This window comes from Agromyces humi, assembly GCF_009720255.1.
Lineage (GTDB): Bacteria > Actinomycetota > Actinomycetes > Actinomycetales > Microbacteriaceae > Agromyces > Agromyces humi.
The window spans coordinates 1-15,962 of the sequence record NZ_WJSP02000050.1; the positions used below are offsets into that span (position 1 = coordinate 1).

Consider the following 15,962-nt stretch of genomic DNA (forward strand, 5'->3'; position numbering starts at 1 on the left):
GCCCGCTCGTCGACCGGCCACGGCTCGCCGCTGCCGAACCTCGTGCACGGCGGACCGGGTCGGGCCGGCGGAGGCGAGGAGCTCGGCGGGATCCGCGCGGTGCTGCACCACATGCAGCGCACCGCGGTGCAGGGTTCGCCCGAGATGCTCACCGCGCTCACCGGCGTGTGGCACCAGGGCGCGGCGTCGCAGCCCGACGGCGTGCACCCGTTCCGCAAGTCGCTGGCCGAGCTTCGCCTCGGCGACCAGGTGGTGTCGGCGTCGCGCACCGTGACGCTCGAGGACATCGAGACGTTCGCGGCGTTCACGGGCGACACCTTCTACGCGCACATGGACGAGGCGGCCGCCGCGGCCAACCCGTTCTTCCCGGGCCGAGTGGCCCACGGGTACCTGCTCGTGTCGTGGGCCGCGGGGCTCTTCGTCGATGCGGCACCCGGGCCGGTGCTCGCGAACTCGGGGCTCGAGAACCTGCGGTTCATCACGCCGGTCTCGCCCGGCGACACGATCCGCGTGGAGCTCACGGCGAAGCAGATCACGCCGCGGGAGACCGACGAGTACGGCGAGGTGCGATGGGACGCCGTGCTGAAGAACCAGAACGACGAGCTCGTGGCGACCTACGACGTGCTGACCCTCGTGGCGAAGGAGCAGGCGCCCGAGGCGGCGTAGGCAGGTCGCTCGGGCGGGTGCGGCCGGCCCGAGTCAGCCGCGCAGCGCCAGCACGAACGGGAGCACCTCGGTGGCGCCCGCCTGCCGCAGGGTGCGCGCGGCGATCGTGAGCGTCCAGCGGCTGTCGGCCTGGTCGTCCACGAGGAGCACGCCGCCGGCCGGCACCTCGAGGCCGTCGGTGGTGAACCGGTTCCAGAGCCCCGCGAGGCGGAAGGCGCTGTTGCCGCCGGGCTGCCCCGTCGGGCCGCCGTCGACCGGAACGAGGGCGCCGAGGTAGGGAAGTCGCCCGACCTCGGCGAGGCCGCGGGCCAGCGAGTCGACGAGCAGTGGCCGTGAACGCGACGGCACCGACACGACGGCGACCGGCCGTTCGGCCCAGTCCCAGTCGGCCAGCACCCGCACGCAGGCCGCGAGTACCTGCGGCGGCACGGGCGCATCGGGAGCGCCTGCGGCGAACAGCTCGCGCAGCGTGCCGCCCCAGCCGAGGTCGGTGAGCCGTGCGAGCGCCCGCCCCTCGGCGGCCTGCTCGGCCGGCGCGATGCGGCCCTTCACCGGCACGCCCAGCCGGTCGGCGCCGGTGGGCCACGCGCGCCGCGGCTCGACGGGCACGCCGACCCGGTCGAGGGACTCGGCGGCCGACGCGGTCGCGGACGCCCCGATCTCACTGGGGAACCAGACGCCCGCGCAGTTGTCGCAGCGACCGCACGGTGCGGCCGTCTCGTCGTCGAGGGAACGCTGGAGGAACTCCATGCGGCATCCGTCGGTCTGCTCGTACTCGATCATGTGCTGCTGCTCGGCCTCGCGCTCGGCGGCGATGCGGGCGTAGCGGTCGGCGTCGTAGACCCACGGGGCGCCGGTGGCCACCCAGCCGCCCTGCACGCGTCGCACCGCGCCGTCGACGTCGAGCACCTTGAGCAGCAGCTCGAGCGGCGACCGGCGGATGTCGACCATCGCCTCGAGCGCCGGCGTGGACACCGGCACGTCGGACAGCGCCGAGATGACCCGCTCCGCACGCTCGCGGTCGGGCATCGAGGCGGTCGCGAAGTAGTGCCAGATGTCGCCGTCCTCCGTGCCGGGCAGCAGCAGCACGTCGGCGCTCTCGCTCGCGCGGCCCGCACGGCCGACCTGCTGGTAGTACGCGACGGGCGACGACGGCGCACCGAGGTGCACCACGAAGCCGAGGTCGGGCTTGTCGAACCCCATGCCGAGTGCGCTCGTCGCGATGAGCGCCTTCACCTCGTTGCGCTTGAGCATGCCCTCGGACTCGGTGCGCTCGTCGGTGTCGGTCTGCCCGGTGTAGGCGCGCACCTGGTGCCCGTGCTCGCGGAGCAGGCGGGCGGTGTCGTTCGCCGCGGCCACCGTCAGCGTGTAGATGATGCCCGATCCGGGCAGGTCGTCGAGGTGGTTGAGCAGCCAGGCCAGCCGGCTCGGCGAGTTCGGCAGGCGCAGCACCCCGAGTCGCAGGGATGCGCGGGCGAGCGGGCCGCGGATGGTGAGCACGTCGCCCGCGGTGCCGAGTTGCTCGGCGACATCCGCCACCACCCGGCTGTTCGCGGTCGCGGTCGTGGCGAGCACCGGCACGCCCGCGGGCATCTGCGCGATGAGGTCGCGGAGCCGGCGGTAGTCGGGCCGGAAGTCGTGCCCCCAGTCGCTGATGCAGTGCGCCTCGTCGACGACGAGGAGGCCGATGCGGCGCACGAGCGCCGGCAGTTGCTGCTCGCGGAACGAGGGGTTGTTGAGCCGCTCGGGCGAGACGAGCAGCACGTCGACCTCGTCGCGGTCGAGCTGCGCGAGCACGTCGCTCCACTCGTGGGCGTTCGTCGAGTTGATGGCGACCGCGCGCACGCCCGCTCGCTCGGCGGCAGCGATCTGGTCGCGCATGAGCGCCAGCAGGGGCGACACGAGCACCGTCGGCCCAGCGCCCCGCCGGCGCAGCAGCAACGTCGCGACGAAGTAGACCGCCGACTTGCCCCACCCCGTGCGCTGCACGACGAGCGCGCGTCGGCGCCCCTCGACGAGCGCCTCGATCGCCTCGAACTGCCCGTCATGGAACTCGGCGTCGTCGCGGCCGACGAGTTCGCGCAAGGCGGCGAGCGCCGCGGCTCTCGTGTCGGCGTTCGTCTCGGCGTGCGTCGGGGCGGGGGTCATGCCCCCACTCTGGTCCATCCCGCCGTCAGCCGCCGCCGCACCCTCAGCGCCGGCCGAGCTGCTCAGCGCCAGCCGAGCTCCGGAGCGACGTGCGTGAGGATCGCCTCGAGCACGTGCGCGTTGTAGTCGACGCCCAGCTGGTTGGGGACCGTCAGCAGCAGCGTGTCGGCGGCGGCGATGGCCTCGTCCTCACGGAGCTCCTCGATCAGCTCGTCGGGTTCGGCGGCGTAGCTGCGGCCGAACACCGCACGAAAGTCGTCGATGACCCCGAACTGGTCGGAGTCGTCGCGCCGGCCCCCGCCGAAGTAGGCGAAGTCCTCGTCGTTCACGAGCGCGAAGATCGAGCGGCTCACGGAGACGCGCGGCTCGCGCTCGTGGCCCGCCTCCGTCCAGGCCTGTCGGAACGCCTCGATCTGCTTGCGCTGCTGCACGTGGAACGGCTCGCCCGTCTCATCGGTCTTGAGGGTCGAACTCATCAGGTTCATCCCCTGCTCGGCCGCCCACACGGCGGTCGCATCGGAGGCGGCGCCCCACCAGATGCGGTCCCGGAGGCCCGGCGACTGCGGCTGGATGCCGAGCGGGCCCGGATGGGCGTTCGGGAACATCGGGCGTGGGTTCGGCTCGGCGAAGCGGGCGCCGTCGATCACGTTGAGGAACACCTCGGTGTTGCTGCGCGCGACGTCGGCCATGGTCTGGCCCTCTGGGGCGTCGTAGCCGAAGTAGCGGTAGCCGTCGACGACCTGCTCGGGTGAGCCGCGGCTGACGCCGAGCTGCAGCCGGCCGCCCGCGATCAGGTCGGCGGCGGCCGCGTCCTCGGCCATGTAGAGCGGGTTCTCGTAGCGCATGTCGATCACGCCCGTGCCGAGCTCGATGCGGTTCGTCTTCGCCCCTGCGGCCGCGAGCAGCGGGAACGGGCTCGCGAGCTGGTTCGCGTAGTGGTGCACCCGGAAGTACGCGCCGTCAGCCCCCAGCTCCTCCGCGGCGACGGCCAGGTCGATCGACTGCAGCAGCACGTCGGACGCGTTGCGGGTCTTGGACCCGGGGGTGTTCGACCAGTGGCCGAATGAGAGGAATCCGATGCGTTTCGTCACACCCGGTACAGCGCCCTGCGGCATCCGCTCATTCCCCTCGCCTGAGGCCCAACGGCCGTCGTGCCCCCGAAGATACGGCATCCGACCGATCCCGGGCACCCGCCTTAGCGAGGAACGTGACCGGTACGAACACGAACCGGAGCGAACCATGCTGATCTCAGAGCAGTCCTTCCCGCACCTGCAGGCCGCGCACGACGCGCGCCTCGAACAGGAGCTCGAGCGGCGCCGTGTCGTCCAGGAGCGGCGCGACGAGGCCACCACGGTCGGTGCGCAGGGCGGGCAGGCGGCGCGACGCCACGCCTGGTGGCATCGGTCGGGCGAGCGGATGCCGCGACCCCGCGTCGGTCAGGAGGCCGCCGTCTGACCCTCGGTCACCCACGCCACGGCGTCGGCCTGCTTGGCGAGCTGGAACACCCGGAACTCGCCGGGCACGAGCCCGCCGAACGCGGTGGCGAGGCCGGCGAGCACGTCGTGGTCCGTCACGAACGCCGACCGCCCCCAGGCGCTGCGCGGCATGCTGATGAGCCTCGCGTCCTCGAGCATCGCCCCGAGCGAGACGTGGTCGAAGTCGTCGTCCATCACGACCACGCAGTTGATGCGGCCATGCTCTTCGAACGCGGCGTCGAAGGCCGGCGTGAGCACGTCCCGGTAGTCGGATGCCTCGATGGTGCCGACGGCGCGGAAGCCGACCACGTCGGCGGGCAGGCCCTCGAGCGGTTCGAGCATGTGGTTCCCCCTTCCCGGGCGGCCCCTCCGCCCGGCACGGCCTCAGCCGAGCAGCTCCTGCACCCGGTTCGACGTCGGCATGCGCAGCCCGTCGAGCGCGACCGCGACCACGTCGTCGGCGAGCGTGTCGGCGTCCTCCGCGCCGCCCGGGCGGTACCACTCGACGATCGAGTTGATCATGCCGAAGGCCAGGCGCGACACGACGCTCGCGTCGAGGTCGCTGCGGAGCGACCCCTCGGCCTGCGCCTCGGACACGAGGGCGGTGACACGCTTGTCGAACGCGCGGCGGCGGGCGAGGGCGCGCCGCTCCACATCGGTGTTGCCCCGCACCCGGAGCAGCAGGGTGACGTAGGGCAGCTTCTCGACGAGCACGTGCACGGCGCCCCGCAGCACGAGGTCGAGCCGGTCTGCGGCGCGCCCGCCCGCGGCATCCGTCTGCTCGAGCACGCCCTCGAGCGCACCCAGTGCGGTGTCGAGCGCGCGGTCGAGGATCTCGTCCTTGGACGAGAAGTGGTGGTAGATCGCGGACTTCGAGAGGCCGAGGCGGTCGGCGAGCACGCCCATGGAGGTCGCGTCGTAGCCGTACTGGATGAACGCGGCCACGGCGACGTCGAGGATCCCCTGCTGGTCGTACCCGGGTCGTCCCCGCCGGAGCGCCCCGTTCGCCCCGTTCGCGCCGCTCGTTCCGTTCTCAGACATCGCCCTCAGTCTGGCACTCGCCGCCGCGGCATCCGCTCACTTCACGCGCAGGTCGTAGACCCGCTGGTACTTGCCCTCGCTGCGGGGCAGCGCGCCGGGCTCCTCGAGGCGCACGGCGACGGATGACCCGATGAACTCCTTGATGCGCCCGGCGAGCACGACCGTGGCCGCCTCGCACACGTCGACCTCGAGCTCGGGGTGCCGCTCGATGCGCACGGTCAGGTCGTCCATGGTGCCGGTGCGGGTGAGCTCGAGGATGAAGTGCGGGGTGAGCTGCTCGATGCCGAGCACGAGCTCCTCGATCTGCGTGGGGAAGAGGTTCACGCCGCGCAGGATGATCATGTCGTCGTTGCGGCCGGTGATCTTCTCCATGCGCCGCATGCCGGGGCGGGCCGTGCCGGGCAGCAGGCGCGTGAGGTCGCGCGTGCGGTACCGGATGACGGGGAACGCCTCCTTGGTGAGCGACGTGAAGACGAGCTCGCCCAGCTCGCCGTCGGACAGCACCGCACCCGTGTCGCCGTCGATGACCTCGGGCAGGAAGTGGTCCTCCCAGAGGTGGGGGCCGTCCTTCGTCTCGAGGCACTCGTTGCCCACGCCCGGGCCCATGACCTCGCTGAGGCCGTAGATGTCGAGCGCGTCGATGCCCAGGCGCTGCTCGAGCTCGTGGCGCATCTCGTTCGTCCACGGCTCGGCGCCGAGCACGGCGACCTTCAGCGAGGTGGAGCGCGGGTCGATGCCGGCGGCGACCATCGCGTCGGCGATCGTGAGGAGGTAGCTCGGGGTGCAGAGGATCGCGTCGGGCTCGAAGTCGCGGATGAGCTGCACCTGGCGCGCGGTCTGGCCGCCCGACATCGGGATGACCGTGGCCCCGAGCTTCTCGATGCCCGCGTGGGCGCCGAGCCCGCCGGTGAACAGCCCGTAGCCGTAGGCGTTGTGCACCTTCATGCCCGGTCGGATGCCGCTGGCCCGCAGCGACCTCGCGACGAGCGTCGCCCAGCGCTCGAGGTCGCCCGTCGTGTAGCCGACGACGGTGGGCCGGCCCGTGGTGCCGCTCGACGCGTGGATGCGGGCGACCTGCTCCATCGGCACGGCGAACATGCCGAACGGGTAGGTCTCGCGCAGGTCGGCCTTGGTCGTGAAGGGCAGCTTCGCGACATCCGACAGCGACCGGATGTCGCTCGGGTGCACGCCCGCCTCGTCGAACTTGCGCGTGTAGAGGGGCACGTTCGCGTAGGCGTGCCGCACGGTCTGCCGGAGCCGCTCGAGCTGGAGGGCCTCGATCTCGGCTCGCGACATCCGCTCCTCGGGGTCGAGGTCCGCGGCGGACACGGGCTCGAGGCCCGAGACGGTGGGGGAGATGGTCGTCGTCGACACGTGGGGCTCCGAAGGCTTGCGGCCGCGCGCGGCCGGGTGGTCAGATGGTGCGGTTCGTGGAGATGGACCGGCCGCGGAACTCGGCGACCGCGTCGCCGTGCTCGTCGACGACCGACACGTCGTAGAGTCCGGTACGGCCCGACCGGGTGCGGCGGACGGCGGTCGCGGTGAGGGTCTGCCCCGCGACGGTGGACTTCAGGAAGGTGATGTCGGCGCCCGCCGCGACGGTGACGGTGTCGTCCTCGTTGCAGGCGATCGCGAAGGCCGTGTCGGCCAAGGTGAAGACGAGCCCGCCGTGGGTGATGCGGAAGCCGTTCGTCATGTCGTCGCGCACGCGCATCGACACGACGGCGAGACCCGGTTCGTCGCGTTCGACGACCATGCCGAGGGCGGCCGAGGCGAGGTCGCGCTGCATCATGGCGCGATTCGCGGTGGTGACGTCGGTCGCGGCATCCGTCATTCGAGGCTCCTCGTCGAGTTCCCGGCGCCGTTGCTGCGGCGCTCGACTTGACTATATACTAACTGAACGATCGGTTAGTAATACCGGATGCCGCAGCAGCAGATGCGGGTCCGGATGCCGCGAAGACTCAGGAGTCGACGATGACCTCTCCCGCTGACCTCAGCGTGGTCGAACGAGAGCTCTCCCCCGAGGAAGAGCAGTTCAACGACCTCATCGCGAAGGACTCGCGTATCGAGCCGCGTGACTGGATGCCCGACGCGTACCGCAAGACGCTGATCCGGCAGATCAGCCAGCACGCGCACTCCGAGATCATCGGCATGCAGCCCGAGTCCAACTGGATCACGCGCGCGCCGAGCCTCAAGCGCAAGGCGATCCTCATGGCCAAGGTCCAGGACGAGGCCGGCCACGGGCTCTACCTCTACTCCGCGGCGCAGACCCTCGGCATCTCGCGCGAGGAGATGATGCAGCAGCTCATCGAGGGCCGGGCGCGCTACTCCTCGATCTTCAACTACACGACCCCCACCTGGGCAGACATGGGCGCGATCGGCTGGCTCGTCGACGGCGCCGCGATCTGCAACCAGGTGCCGCTGTGCCGTGCGTCCTACGGCCCCTATGGCCGGGCGATGGTGCGCATCTGCAAGGAGGAGTCGTTCCACCAGCGGCAGGGCTTCGAGATCCTGCTCGAGCTCATGCAGGGCACGCCCGCGCAGCGCGAGATGGCGCAGGACGCGGTGAACCGCTGGTACTGGCCGTCGCTCATGATGTTCGGGCCGCCCGATGACCAGTCGCCGAACTCCGCCCAGTCGATGGCGTGGAACATCAAGCGCTTCTCGAACGACGAGCTGCGCCAGCGCTTCGTCGGCATGCTCGTGCCGCAGGCGGAGGTGCTCGGCGTGACCCTGCCCGACCCGAACCTCCGCTTCAACGAGGAGACCGGCGAGTACGACATGAGCGAGATCGACTGGACCGAGTTCAACGAGGTGCTCGCCGGCCGCGGTCCCGCCAACGCCGAGCGACTGCGTCGCCGGCGCGAGGCGCACGAGGACGGCGCCTGGGTGCGCGAGGCGGCCCACGAGTACGCCCGCAAGCAGGCCGAGCGCGCGCTCGCGGCATCCGGGGCGGTGGCCTGATGTCGACGCCCGGCGAGATGGGAACCGAGGCCTGGCCCCTCTGGGAGGTGTTCGTGCGCGCCAACCGCGGCCTGTCGCACGTGCACGTGGGCTCACTGCACGCCCCCGACCCCGACATGGCGGTGCGCAACGCCCGCGACGTCTACACGCGCCGCAACGAGGGCGTGTCGATCTGGGTGGTGCCCGCCGATGCGATCACCACGAGCGACCCCGACGCGAAGGGCGCCTTCTTCGAGAGCCCGGCCGGCAAGAACTACCGGCACGCGCGCTACTACGTCAAGAGCGAAGGGGTGAAGCACCTGTGAGCGGCACCGACTTCGACACGCACGGCGGGGACCTCGACGTGCACGGCCAGGTCTCGGTCGACGAGGTCGAGCTCGCCGAGGAGCTCGCGGGCGCCGGCATCACCGGCACGGGTGCGACGGCGTCGGCGGATGCCGCGGAGTACGCGCTCCGGCTGGGCGACGACGCCCTCATGCTCGCCCAGCAGCTGGGCATGTGGATCGCGCGCGCTCCCGAGCTCGAGGAGGACGTGGCCCTCGGCAACATCGGCCTCGACCTCATCGGGCACGCGCGCTCGCTGCTGCACTACGCCGGCACCGCCTCGGGGCGCAGCGAGGACGACCTCGCCTACTGGCGCGACGAGCCCGAATGGCGCAATGCCTGGCTCTTCGAGCAGCCCAACGGCGACTTCGCGCACACGATCGCGCGGCAGCTCGTGGCCGCCTCCTACCTCGTCGAGCTCTACGCCGCGCTGGCCGAGTCGACCGACCCGACGCTCGCGGCGATCGCCGCCAAGGCCGTCAAGGAGGTCGACTACCACCGCGACCACGCCACCCAGTGGACGCTCCGCCTCGCGGGCGGCACCGAGGAGTCGCGTCGCCGCATGGTGGTCGCGATCGCCGACACCTGGCCCTACATCGACGAGCTGTTCGTCGACGACGAGCTCGTCGAGCGACTGGCCGCCGACCGCGTGGCAGTGCTGCCCTCGACGTTGCGCCCCGGCTTCGACGCCGTGCTCGACGCGGTGATGGCCGAGGCCGAGCTCGAGCCGCCCACCGGTCGCACGGCCTTCGTCGCGTCCGGCGGCGGACGTCGCGGCAGCCACACCGAGCACCTCGGGCCGCTGCTCGCCGAGATGCAGGTGCTGGCCCGCCAGCACCCAGGGGCATCGTGGTGAGCGCGGTCGTCGGCCACGACGCCGTGCGCGAGGCATCCGTCGCCCGGCCGCTGCCCGACGACCCGGCCGCCCGTCTCGCGTGGGACGTCGCCGCGACCGTGACCGACCCCGAGATCCCGGTGCTCACCATCGAAGACCTGGGGGTGCTGCGTTCGGTCGAGGTCGGCGAGGACGGTGCCGTGCGCGTGCAGCTGACGCCCACGTACAGCGGATGCCCCGCCATGGAGGCCATGCGCGACGACGTGCTGCTCGCACTGACCCATGCCGGCTACGCCGACGTGCGCGTCGACCTCGTGCTCGCGCCCGCGTGGACCACCGACTGGATGAGCGACGCGGGCAAGCAGAAGCTGCGCCGCTATGGCATCCAGGCGCCGACGGGCGACGCCCCGGCCCGCGGCTCGGGCCCGGTGCGGCTGCAGCTCGCGGTGAAGTGCCCCCGCTGCGACTCGCTGAACACGCGAGAGCTGGCCCGCTTCGGCTCGACCTCGTGCAAGGCGCTCTACGAGTGCCGCGACTGCCTCGAGCCCTTCGACTACTTCAAGGTGCTCTGATGGCCGCGCGCAACGTGGGGTCGACGACGGCCCGCGTCGACGCACGCGCGGTGGCCGGCGCCGCGGATGCCGCGGTCGCGTCGGCGTTCCTCTCCTCGACCGTCGGTGGCGAGCATGTCGTCAAGCGGCACCGCGCGCGGTTCCATACGTTGGAGGTCGCCGAGGTGCGGCCGCTCACCGCCGACGCCGTGGAGGTGACGTTCGCGGTGCCCGACGAGCTCGCCGACGACTACACCTACCTGCCCGGCCAGTACGTCGCGCTGCGCGCCGAGCTCGACGGACACGAGCGCCGGCGCAGCTACTCGATCTGCCGCCCGCCCGAGCGCGGGAGCCTCTCGGTCGCCATCAAGCGCGATCTCGGCGGCGTCTTCTCGACGTGGGCGAACACCGAGCTCAAGGCCGGCGACACGCTCGACGTGATGAGCCCGCAGGGCACGTTCACCTCGACCCTCGACGCCCTCGACGGCAAGCACGTCGTGGGCATCGCCGCGGGCAGCGGCATCACGCCGCTCATGGCGCTCGCGCACACGGTGCTCTCGCGTTCGGCGACGTCGGAGTTCGAGCTCGTCTACACGAACCGGTCGACCCTGGACGTGATGTTCCTCGAGGAACTCGCCGAGCTGAAGGACCGGTATCCGTCGCGCCTCGCGCTGCACCACGTGCTCTCGCGCGAGCAGCGCACCGCGCCGCTGCTCTCGGGCCGCATCGACGCCCCGAAGCTCGAGCAGATGCTCGATGTTCTCATCCGCCCCGAGACGGTCGACGAGTGGTTCCTGTGCGGGCCGTTCGAGCTCGTCCAGCTCGCCCGCGACACCCTCGCGGCGAAGGGCGTGCCCGTCGAGCACGTGCGCTACGAGCTGTTCACGACCGACGCCGACCGCGTCGAGCCGCGCCACGGCCGTCCCGTCGAAGTGCAGCAGGGGGAGCAGACCGTCGCGATCGAGTTCACCCTCGACGGGCAGTCGACGACGGTCGAGAGCCCCGTGTCGGCGAACGAGTCGATCCTCAACGCGGCGCTCCGCGTGCGGCCCGACGTGCCGTTCGCGTGCGCGGGCGGCGTGTGCGGCACCTGCCGCGCGCGGGTCGTCGAGGGCAGCGTGAACATGACCGAGAACTACGCGCTCGAACCCGACGAGCTCGAGCGCGGCTACGTGCTCACCTGCCAGTCGCACCCCAAGTCCGACCGCGTCGTCGTCGACTACGACGTCTGACCCGGGTAGCCTGCGAGCGGGTCGACGGCGAGTCGCCCACGCATCGCCCCGCCGACCCGCGCCCGATGAAACGGAGCCCCATGATCGAACTCACCGTGGCCGACGGCGTCGCCGAGGTCGTGCTGAACGCCCCCGACAAGCTCAACGCGCTGGATCCGGCCGCGATCGCGGAGCTGTCCGACGCGTACGCCGAGGCCGAACGCCTCGCGGGAGCGGGCGAGGTGCGCGCGCTCGTGCTGCGCGGCGAGGGCCGAGCGTTCTGCGCCGGCCGCGACATCTCGGGCGTCGACCCGCGCGACGACGACGTGCTGGGCTACCTCGGCGGCCGGGTGCAGCCGCTCCTCGAGCGCATGGCGTCGCTGCCGGTGCCCACGTTCGCCGTGGCGCACGGCGCGTGCCTCGGGGTGGGGCTTGGGCTGCTCATCGCGAGCGACATCGTCTACGTGGCCGACACCGCGCAGATCGGCTCCCCGTTCGCGAACCTCGGCGCGACCCTCGACTCGGGCGGCCATGCCCTCTTCGTCGAGCGCCTCGGCGCCCACAAGACCATGGACCTCATCGTCACCGGCCGGCTCATGTCGGGCACCGAGGCCGTCGCCTCGGGCCTGTTCTCGCAGGTGTTCCCGGCCGACGAGGTGACGGATGCCGCCCGCGCGGCGGCCCGCGCCGCGGCATCCGGGGCCACCCAGGCGTTCATCGCGTCGAAGGCGCTGGTCGCCGCCCTCCGCGACGACCGCCTCGGCCTCTGGCAGTCGATGGACCAGGAGAACCGGGCACAGGCGGCGCTCTGCGACACGGCCGACTACCGCGAGGGCTTCGCGGCGTTCCAGCAGAAGCGCAGACCGGCGTTCACCGGCCGCGGCTGAGCGGCCGCAGGCCGACGCGATCGCGAATCGTGTTCGCTTTCGCAATGTCCCGGCACTTCGGCACTTCGGCACTTCGGCACCGACTTCGCTGACGAAGGCGGCTCCCGGCACGCACCATCGCACCCTCGCCGCTCGGCCGCGGGCGCTCAGTGGGCCGCGCCCTCCTCCTCCTGGTCGTGCTCCTCGATGTCGTGTCCCAGGTCGTCCTCGAGGAGGAGGTCGTAGCGCACGTGGTCGCTGCGGTACGCGGAGCGGCCGAGCATGTGCGCCGTCATCGGCTGCGTGAGCAGCTGGAAGGTCATGACGAGGACGACCGTCGTCAGCACGCCCCAGGTCGGCACCTGCAGCACGATCGCGACGAGCACCGTGGCCAGGCCGAGCACCTGCGGCTTGGTCGCGGCGTGCAGCCGGGTCAGCACGTCGGGGAAGCGCACGATGCCGATGCCCGCGGCCATCGAGAGGAAGCCGCTCACCAGGATGAGCAGTCCCACCGCGATCTCGGCGGCGCTCACGAGGCATCCTGCTTCGCCATGAACCGGGCGATCGAGATCGAGCCGACGACCGCGAACATCGCGAGCACCAGCATGACCACGAGGGTGTCGGTGTGTTTGTTGACCGCCATCTCGGCGCCCAGGGCGCAGATCGCGATGGCGAGCAGCACATCGGTCGCCAGCGCCCGGTCGAGGATCGACGGGCCGCGGATGATGCGGTAGACCGCGGCGAGGGCGCCGATGCCGAACATGACGCCGGCGGCGACGCTCACGACGCTGAGGAAGGTCATCGTGATTCCTCCTTCTCGGATGCGGCGCCGTGGGCCGATGCGGCGCCCTGCCCGGGTGCTGCGCGGCGGGCGCGGCGCGCCTCGCGAACGGATGCCGCCTGCGCACGCGTGCCGATGGCGAGCACGATGCGCTCCTCGGTGCCGAGGACGGCGCGGCGCACCCGATCGATGTCGGCGTGCGTGCGGGTGCCGAGGGCGTGCAGGTAGAGCAGCCCGCGCTCCCGGTCGATGTCGACGACGACGGTGCCGGGCACCACCGAGATCGCCTCGGCGGTCAGCGTCGTCACGAGGTCGGAGCGGGTGAGCAGCTGCACCGCGATGATCGCGTTCATCGGCTGCCATCGCGGGTACACGGCGAGGAACGCCACCTGCAGCGACGCCACGACCACGTCGAACATCATCCGCAGGCCGAGCAGCAGCCCACGCCAGGGGTTGAAGCGCCCGCTCAGCAGCACGGGGGGCAGGTAGAGCACACGGGTGACGCCGATCGCGAGCAGGAAGCCCGTGACGATCGTGAGGGCGTCGATGTGGTCCCACAGGAACAGCCACAGCGCCACGAGGCCGATGAGCAGCGGCAGCTGACGCCACACCGAGCCCCACCGCGACACGGTCGTCTCGTGCCGGGGGCTCATCGGATGCCTCCTGGGAACACGAGCGAGACGTACACGTCGGGGTCGACGAGGTTCGCCGCCGCCCGGTCGGTGAACTCGAAGATGGGGCCGGCGAACACGGTGAGCAGCAGCGTCACCACGACGAGTGCCGTCGTCGCGGCGACCATGAGCACCGGCGTGGTGCGGGTCGCCGTGACGGTCGCCCCCTCGGGCGCCTCCTGCACGGAGCCGAGCAGCACCGACTCGTAGCCCTCGAGCTCGTCGCGACCGCGCCAGAACGCCATGTTCCAGAAGCGCGTCAACGCGTAGAGGGTGATCAGCGAGGTGATCGCGCCGGCGGCGATCACGGCCCAGACGAGCCAGGCCTGCCCCGCGGCATCCGTCGCACCGGCGTCGTCGGCGCCGGCCAGGAACAGGCCCACCTTGCCGAGGAAGCCCGAGAACGGCGGGATGCCGCCGAGGTTCAGCGCGGGGATGAAGAACAGGATCGCGAGGTACGGCGACGCCTTCAGCAGCCCCGCGAGTCGGTTGATCGACGTGGCGCCGCCGAACCGCTCGATGAGCCCGGTCGTGAGGAACAGGGTCGTCTGCACGGTGATGTGGTGCACCACGTAGTAGATGGTCGACGAGTAGCCGAGCTGGGTGCCCACCCCGATGCCGAAGATCATGTAGCCGATGTGGCTCACCAGCGTGAACGAGAGCAGGCGCTTGACGTCGGCCTGGGTGAGGGCGCCGAGGATGCCGATGAGCATCGTGAGCCCGCCGACCACCAGCAGCAGCACCGTCAGGTCGTTGTCCGCGAAGATCACCGTCTCGGTGCGGATGATCGCGTACACGCCCACCTTCGTGAGCAGGCCGGCGAACACGGCGGTGACCGGGGCGGGCGCGGTCGGATACGAGTCGGGCAACCAGAACGACAGCGGGAAGATCGCCGCCTTGATGCCGAACGCGATGAGCAGCAGCAGGTGCAGGATGAGCTGCACGTTCGCGGGCAGCTCCGCGATGCGCACCGAGAGCTGGGCCATGTTCGCCGTGCCCGTCGCGCCGTAGATGAGGGCGATCGCGCTGAGGAAGAACAGTGACGAGACGAGGCTCACGATGATGTACGTGACACCGGCGCGGATGCGCTCGCCCGTGCCGCCGAGGGTGAGCAGCACGTAGCTGGCCGACAGCAGGATCTCGAACGCCACGTAGAGGTTGAAGAGGTCGCCGGCGACGAACGCGTCGAACACGCCGGCCGACAGGATGAGGTAGCTGGGGTGGAAGATCGACACCGGGGTCTCGCGATGCCGATCGGCGACGCCCTGCCCGACCGCGTACACGAGCACCACGAGCAGCACGATCGCCGAGATCAGCAGCATGATCGCCGAGAGACGGTCGACGACGAGTACGATGCCGAACGGCGGCTCCCATCCGCCGATCGCCACGACGGTGGGCTCGCCGGCGTCGACCGCCACGAGCAGCACCGCCGCGATCACCGCGACGCTCGCGAGCACCGTGGCGCTCACGGCCATCTGCGCACGCCGGTGGCGTCCGAGGATGAGGGCCGTCGCGGCGCCGACGAGCGGCAGCAGCACGACGAGGGGCACGAGCACGCCGGTCGCGGTCATCGGGGCACCTCCTCGGGCTCCTCGTCGCTGGCGTCGATGATGTCCTGGATGGCGCGGTCGTCGGCCGCGGACGACCGGATGAGGTCGGCGGCCTCCTCGGCGTCCTCGATGTCCTCCGAGACGTCGTCGACGAGGTCGCCCTTCTCGCCGAGGCGGGCGAGCCACCACGACCGGTAGATGAGCGCGAGCATGAACGCCGTGATGCCGAGGTTGATGACGATGGCGGTGAGCACGAACGCCTGGGGCAGCGGGTCGGAGATCTCGTCGGGGTCGACGCCCTCGCTGAGGATCGGCGCGAGGCCGGGGGCGCCGCTCATCAGGAAGATGAGGATGTTCACGGCGTTGCCGACGAGCAGGAAGCCGATGAGCACCCGAGTGAGGCTGCGCTCGAGCATGATCGAGATGCCCGCGCCGAACAGCACGGCCATGAGCACGACGAGGGTCAGCGATGCGGTCATCGGATCACCCCTTCGGACGTGCCGGCCCCGGTCAGCGGGGTCGCCAGCTCGGCATCGGCATGCTCGGGGCGCTCGGCGATCTCGGGGCCCTCGCCCTGCTCGACGGCCTCGATCGCGTCGGCCGAGTCGAGGTCGCCGCCCGCCTCGCCCTCGTCGCCCGCGACCTCCTCCTGCCGATCGACCTCGCCGCCGAGGGAGCGGAGGATGTCGAGGACGAGCCCGACGACCACGAGGTAGACGCCGAGGTCGAAGAGCGTCGACGTGCCGATCGAGAGGGTGCCGAGCACCGGTACGTCGGCCTCGAACCAGGCGGACTCGAGCGGGATGCCGCCGGAGGACAGCGAGGCCGTCGCGGTGCCGGCCGCGAGCAGCAGGCCCGTGCCGAGCAGCCGGCCGGCGT

General features: G+C 71.5%; 20 protein-coding genes. 8 read left to right on the forward strand and 12 right to left on the reverse strand.

Going from position 1 to position 15,962, the window contains the following annotated elements; translation table 11 throughout:
• Positions 1-666, forward strand: a 666-nt coding sequence (locus GH736_RS06925) for a MaoC/PaaZ C-terminal domain-containing protein (protein WP_203230667.1), incomplete at its 5' end; no start/stop codon positions are given.
• Positions 667-699: 33 nt separating this feature from the next.
• Here the strand turns inward: GH736_RS06925 and GH736_RS06930 are convergent.
• Together GH736_RS06930 and GH736_RS06935 are read right to left on the reverse strand one after the other, a co-directional pair.
• Complete coding sequence (locus tag GH736_RS06930; RefSeq protein WP_159601531.1) at positions 700-2,814, reverse strand: RecQ family ATP-dependent DNA helicase; 2,115 nt, start codon at positions 2,812-2,814, stop codon at positions 700-702.
• Positions 2,815-2,876: 62 nt separating this feature from the next.
• On the reverse strand, positions 2,877-3,929 hold the full coding sequence (locus tag GH736_RS06935) for an LLM class flavin-dependent oxidoreductase (RefSeq protein WP_159601533.1): 1,053 nt from the start codon (positions 3,927-3,929) through the stop codon (positions 2,877-2,879).
• Positions 3,930-4,053: 124 nt separating this feature from the next.
• On the opposite strand from GH736_RS06935, the gene GH736_RS06940 reads away from it, so the two are divergent.
• Complete coding sequence (locus GH736_RS06940; RefSeq protein WP_159601535.1) at positions 4,054-4,269, forward strand: hypothetical protein; 216 nt, start codon at positions 4,054-4,056, stop codon at positions 4,267-4,269.
• Here GH736_RS06940 and GH736_RS06945 read toward each other — a convergent pair.
• The 4 genes from GH736_RS06945 to paaI form a co-directional block, all read right to left on the reverse strand.
• Complete coding sequence (locus tag GH736_RS06945; protein WP_159601537.1) at positions 4,251-4,631, reverse strand: SpoIIAA family protein; 381 nt, start codon at positions 4,629-4,631, stop codon at positions 4,251-4,253. The genes GH736_RS06940 and GH736_RS06945 overlap by 19 nt on opposite strands.
• Before the next feature lie 42 nt (positions 4,632-4,673).
• Positions 4,674-5,330: a TetR/AcrR family transcriptional regulator gene (locus tag GH736_RS06950; RefSeq protein ID WP_159601539.1), complete on the reverse strand. Its 657-nt coding sequence runs from the start codon at positions 5,328-5,330 to the stop codon at positions 4,674-4,676.
• A 36-nt stretch (positions 5,331-5,366) separates the two neighbouring features.
• Positions 5,367-6,626, reverse strand: coding sequence for a phenylacetate--CoA ligase PaaK (paaK, locus tag GH736_RS06955; RefSeq protein ID WP_159601563.1), 1,260 nt, complete (start codon positions 6,624-6,626; stop codon positions 5,367-5,369).
• Between the two features lie 118 nt (positions 6,627-6,744).
• Positions 6,745-7,164, reverse strand: a complete 420-nt coding sequence (gene paaI / locus GH736_RS06960; RefSeq protein WP_159601541.1) for a hydroxyphenylacetyl-CoA thioesterase PaaI — start codon at positions 7,162-7,164, stop codon at positions 6,745-6,747.
• A 140-nt stretch (positions 7,165-7,304) separates the two neighbouring features.
• Here paaI and paaA point away from each other — a divergent pair, with 140 nt between their 5' ends.
• The 6 genes from paaA to GH736_RS06985 all read left to right on the forward strand — a co-directional run bounded on the left by paaA (position 7,305) and on the right by GH736_RS06985 (position 12,102).
• A complete protein-coding gene (gene paaA / locus GH736_RS06965) occupies positions 7,305-8,294 on the forward strand; it encodes a 1,2-phenylacetyl-CoA epoxidase subunit PaaA (RefSeq protein WP_159601543.1) in 990 nt (329 codons plus the stop codon).
• On the forward strand, positions 8,294-8,599 hold the full coding sequence (paaB, locus tag GH736_RS06970) for a 1,2-phenylacetyl-CoA epoxidase subunit PaaB (RefSeq protein ID WP_159601545.1): 306 nt from the start codon (positions 8,294-8,296) through the stop codon (positions 8,597-8,599). Before paaA ends, paaB begins: the two co-directional genes overlap by 1 nt.
• A complete protein-coding gene (gene paaC, locus GH736_RS24895; RefSeq protein WP_235933868.1) occupies positions 8,596-9,474 on the forward strand; it encodes a 1,2-phenylacetyl-CoA epoxidase subunit PaaC in 879 nt (292 codons plus the stop codon). Before paaB ends, paaC begins: the two co-directional genes overlap by 4 nt.
• A 23-nt stretch (positions 9,475-9,497) precedes the next feature.
• Positions 9,498-10,025: a 1,2-phenylacetyl-CoA epoxidase subunit PaaD gene (gene paaD, locus GH736_RS24900; RefSeq protein ID WP_328596797.1), complete on the forward strand. Its 528-nt coding sequence runs from the start codon at positions 9,498-9,500 to the stop codon at positions 10,023-10,025.
• Positions 10,025-11,236: a 1,2-phenylacetyl-CoA epoxidase subunit PaaE gene (gene paaE, locus GH736_RS06980; protein ID WP_159601547.1), complete on the forward strand. Its 1,212-nt coding sequence runs from the start codon at positions 10,025-10,027 to the stop codon at positions 11,234-11,236. The genes paaD and paaE overlap by 1 nt, the downstream gene beginning before the upstream one ends.
• Before the next feature lie 80 nt (positions 11,237-11,316).
• Positions 11,317-12,102, forward strand: a complete 786-nt coding sequence (locus GH736_RS06985; RefSeq protein ID WP_159601549.1) for an enoyl-CoA hydratase/isomerase family protein — start codon at positions 11,317-11,319, stop codon at positions 12,100-12,102.
• Positions 12,103-12,248: 146 nt separating this feature from the next.
• Here the strand turns inward: GH736_RS06985 and mnhG are convergent, their stop codons facing one another.
• From mnhG to GH736_RS07015, 6 genes are all read right to left on the reverse strand, one after another.
• A complete protein-coding gene (gene mnhG, locus GH736_RS06990; RefSeq protein ID WP_159601551.1) occupies positions 12,249-12,614 on the reverse strand; it encodes a monovalent cation/H(+) antiporter subunit G in 366 nt (121 codons plus the stop codon).
• Positions 12,611-12,883 (reverse strand): monovalent cation/H+ antiporter complex subunit F, encoded by a 273-nt coding sequence (locus tag GH736_RS06995; RefSeq protein WP_159601553.1) that lies wholly within the window; start codon positions 12,881-12,883, stop codon positions 12,611-12,613. The genes mnhG and GH736_RS06995 overlap by 4 nt, the downstream gene beginning before the upstream one ends.
• Entirely contained in the window at positions 12,880-13,515 is a 636-nt protein-coding gene (locus tag GH736_RS07000; RefSeq protein ID WP_159601555.1) for a Na+/H+ antiporter subunit E, read from the reverse strand. Before GH736_RS07000 ends, GH736_RS06995 begins: the two co-directional genes overlap by 4 nt.
• Complete coding sequence (locus GH736_RS07005) at positions 13,512-15,104, reverse strand: Na+/H+ antiporter subunit D (RefSeq protein WP_159601557.1); 1,593 nt, start codon at positions 15,102-15,104, stop codon at positions 13,512-13,514. Before GH736_RS07005 ends, GH736_RS07000 begins: the two co-directional genes overlap by 4 nt.
• Positions 15,101-15,562, reverse strand: a complete 462-nt coding sequence (locus GH736_RS07010) for an NADH-quinone oxidoreductase subunit K (protein WP_159601559.1) — start codon at positions 15,560-15,562, stop codon at positions 15,101-15,103. The genes GH736_RS07005 and GH736_RS07010 overlap by 4 nt, the downstream gene beginning before the upstream one ends.
• A partial coding sequence (locus GH736_RS07015) for an MnhB domain-containing protein (protein ID WP_159601561.1) occupies positions 15,559-15,962 on the reverse strand: 404 nt, incomplete at its 5' end. The genes GH736_RS07010 and GH736_RS07015, both read right to left, overlap by 4 nt.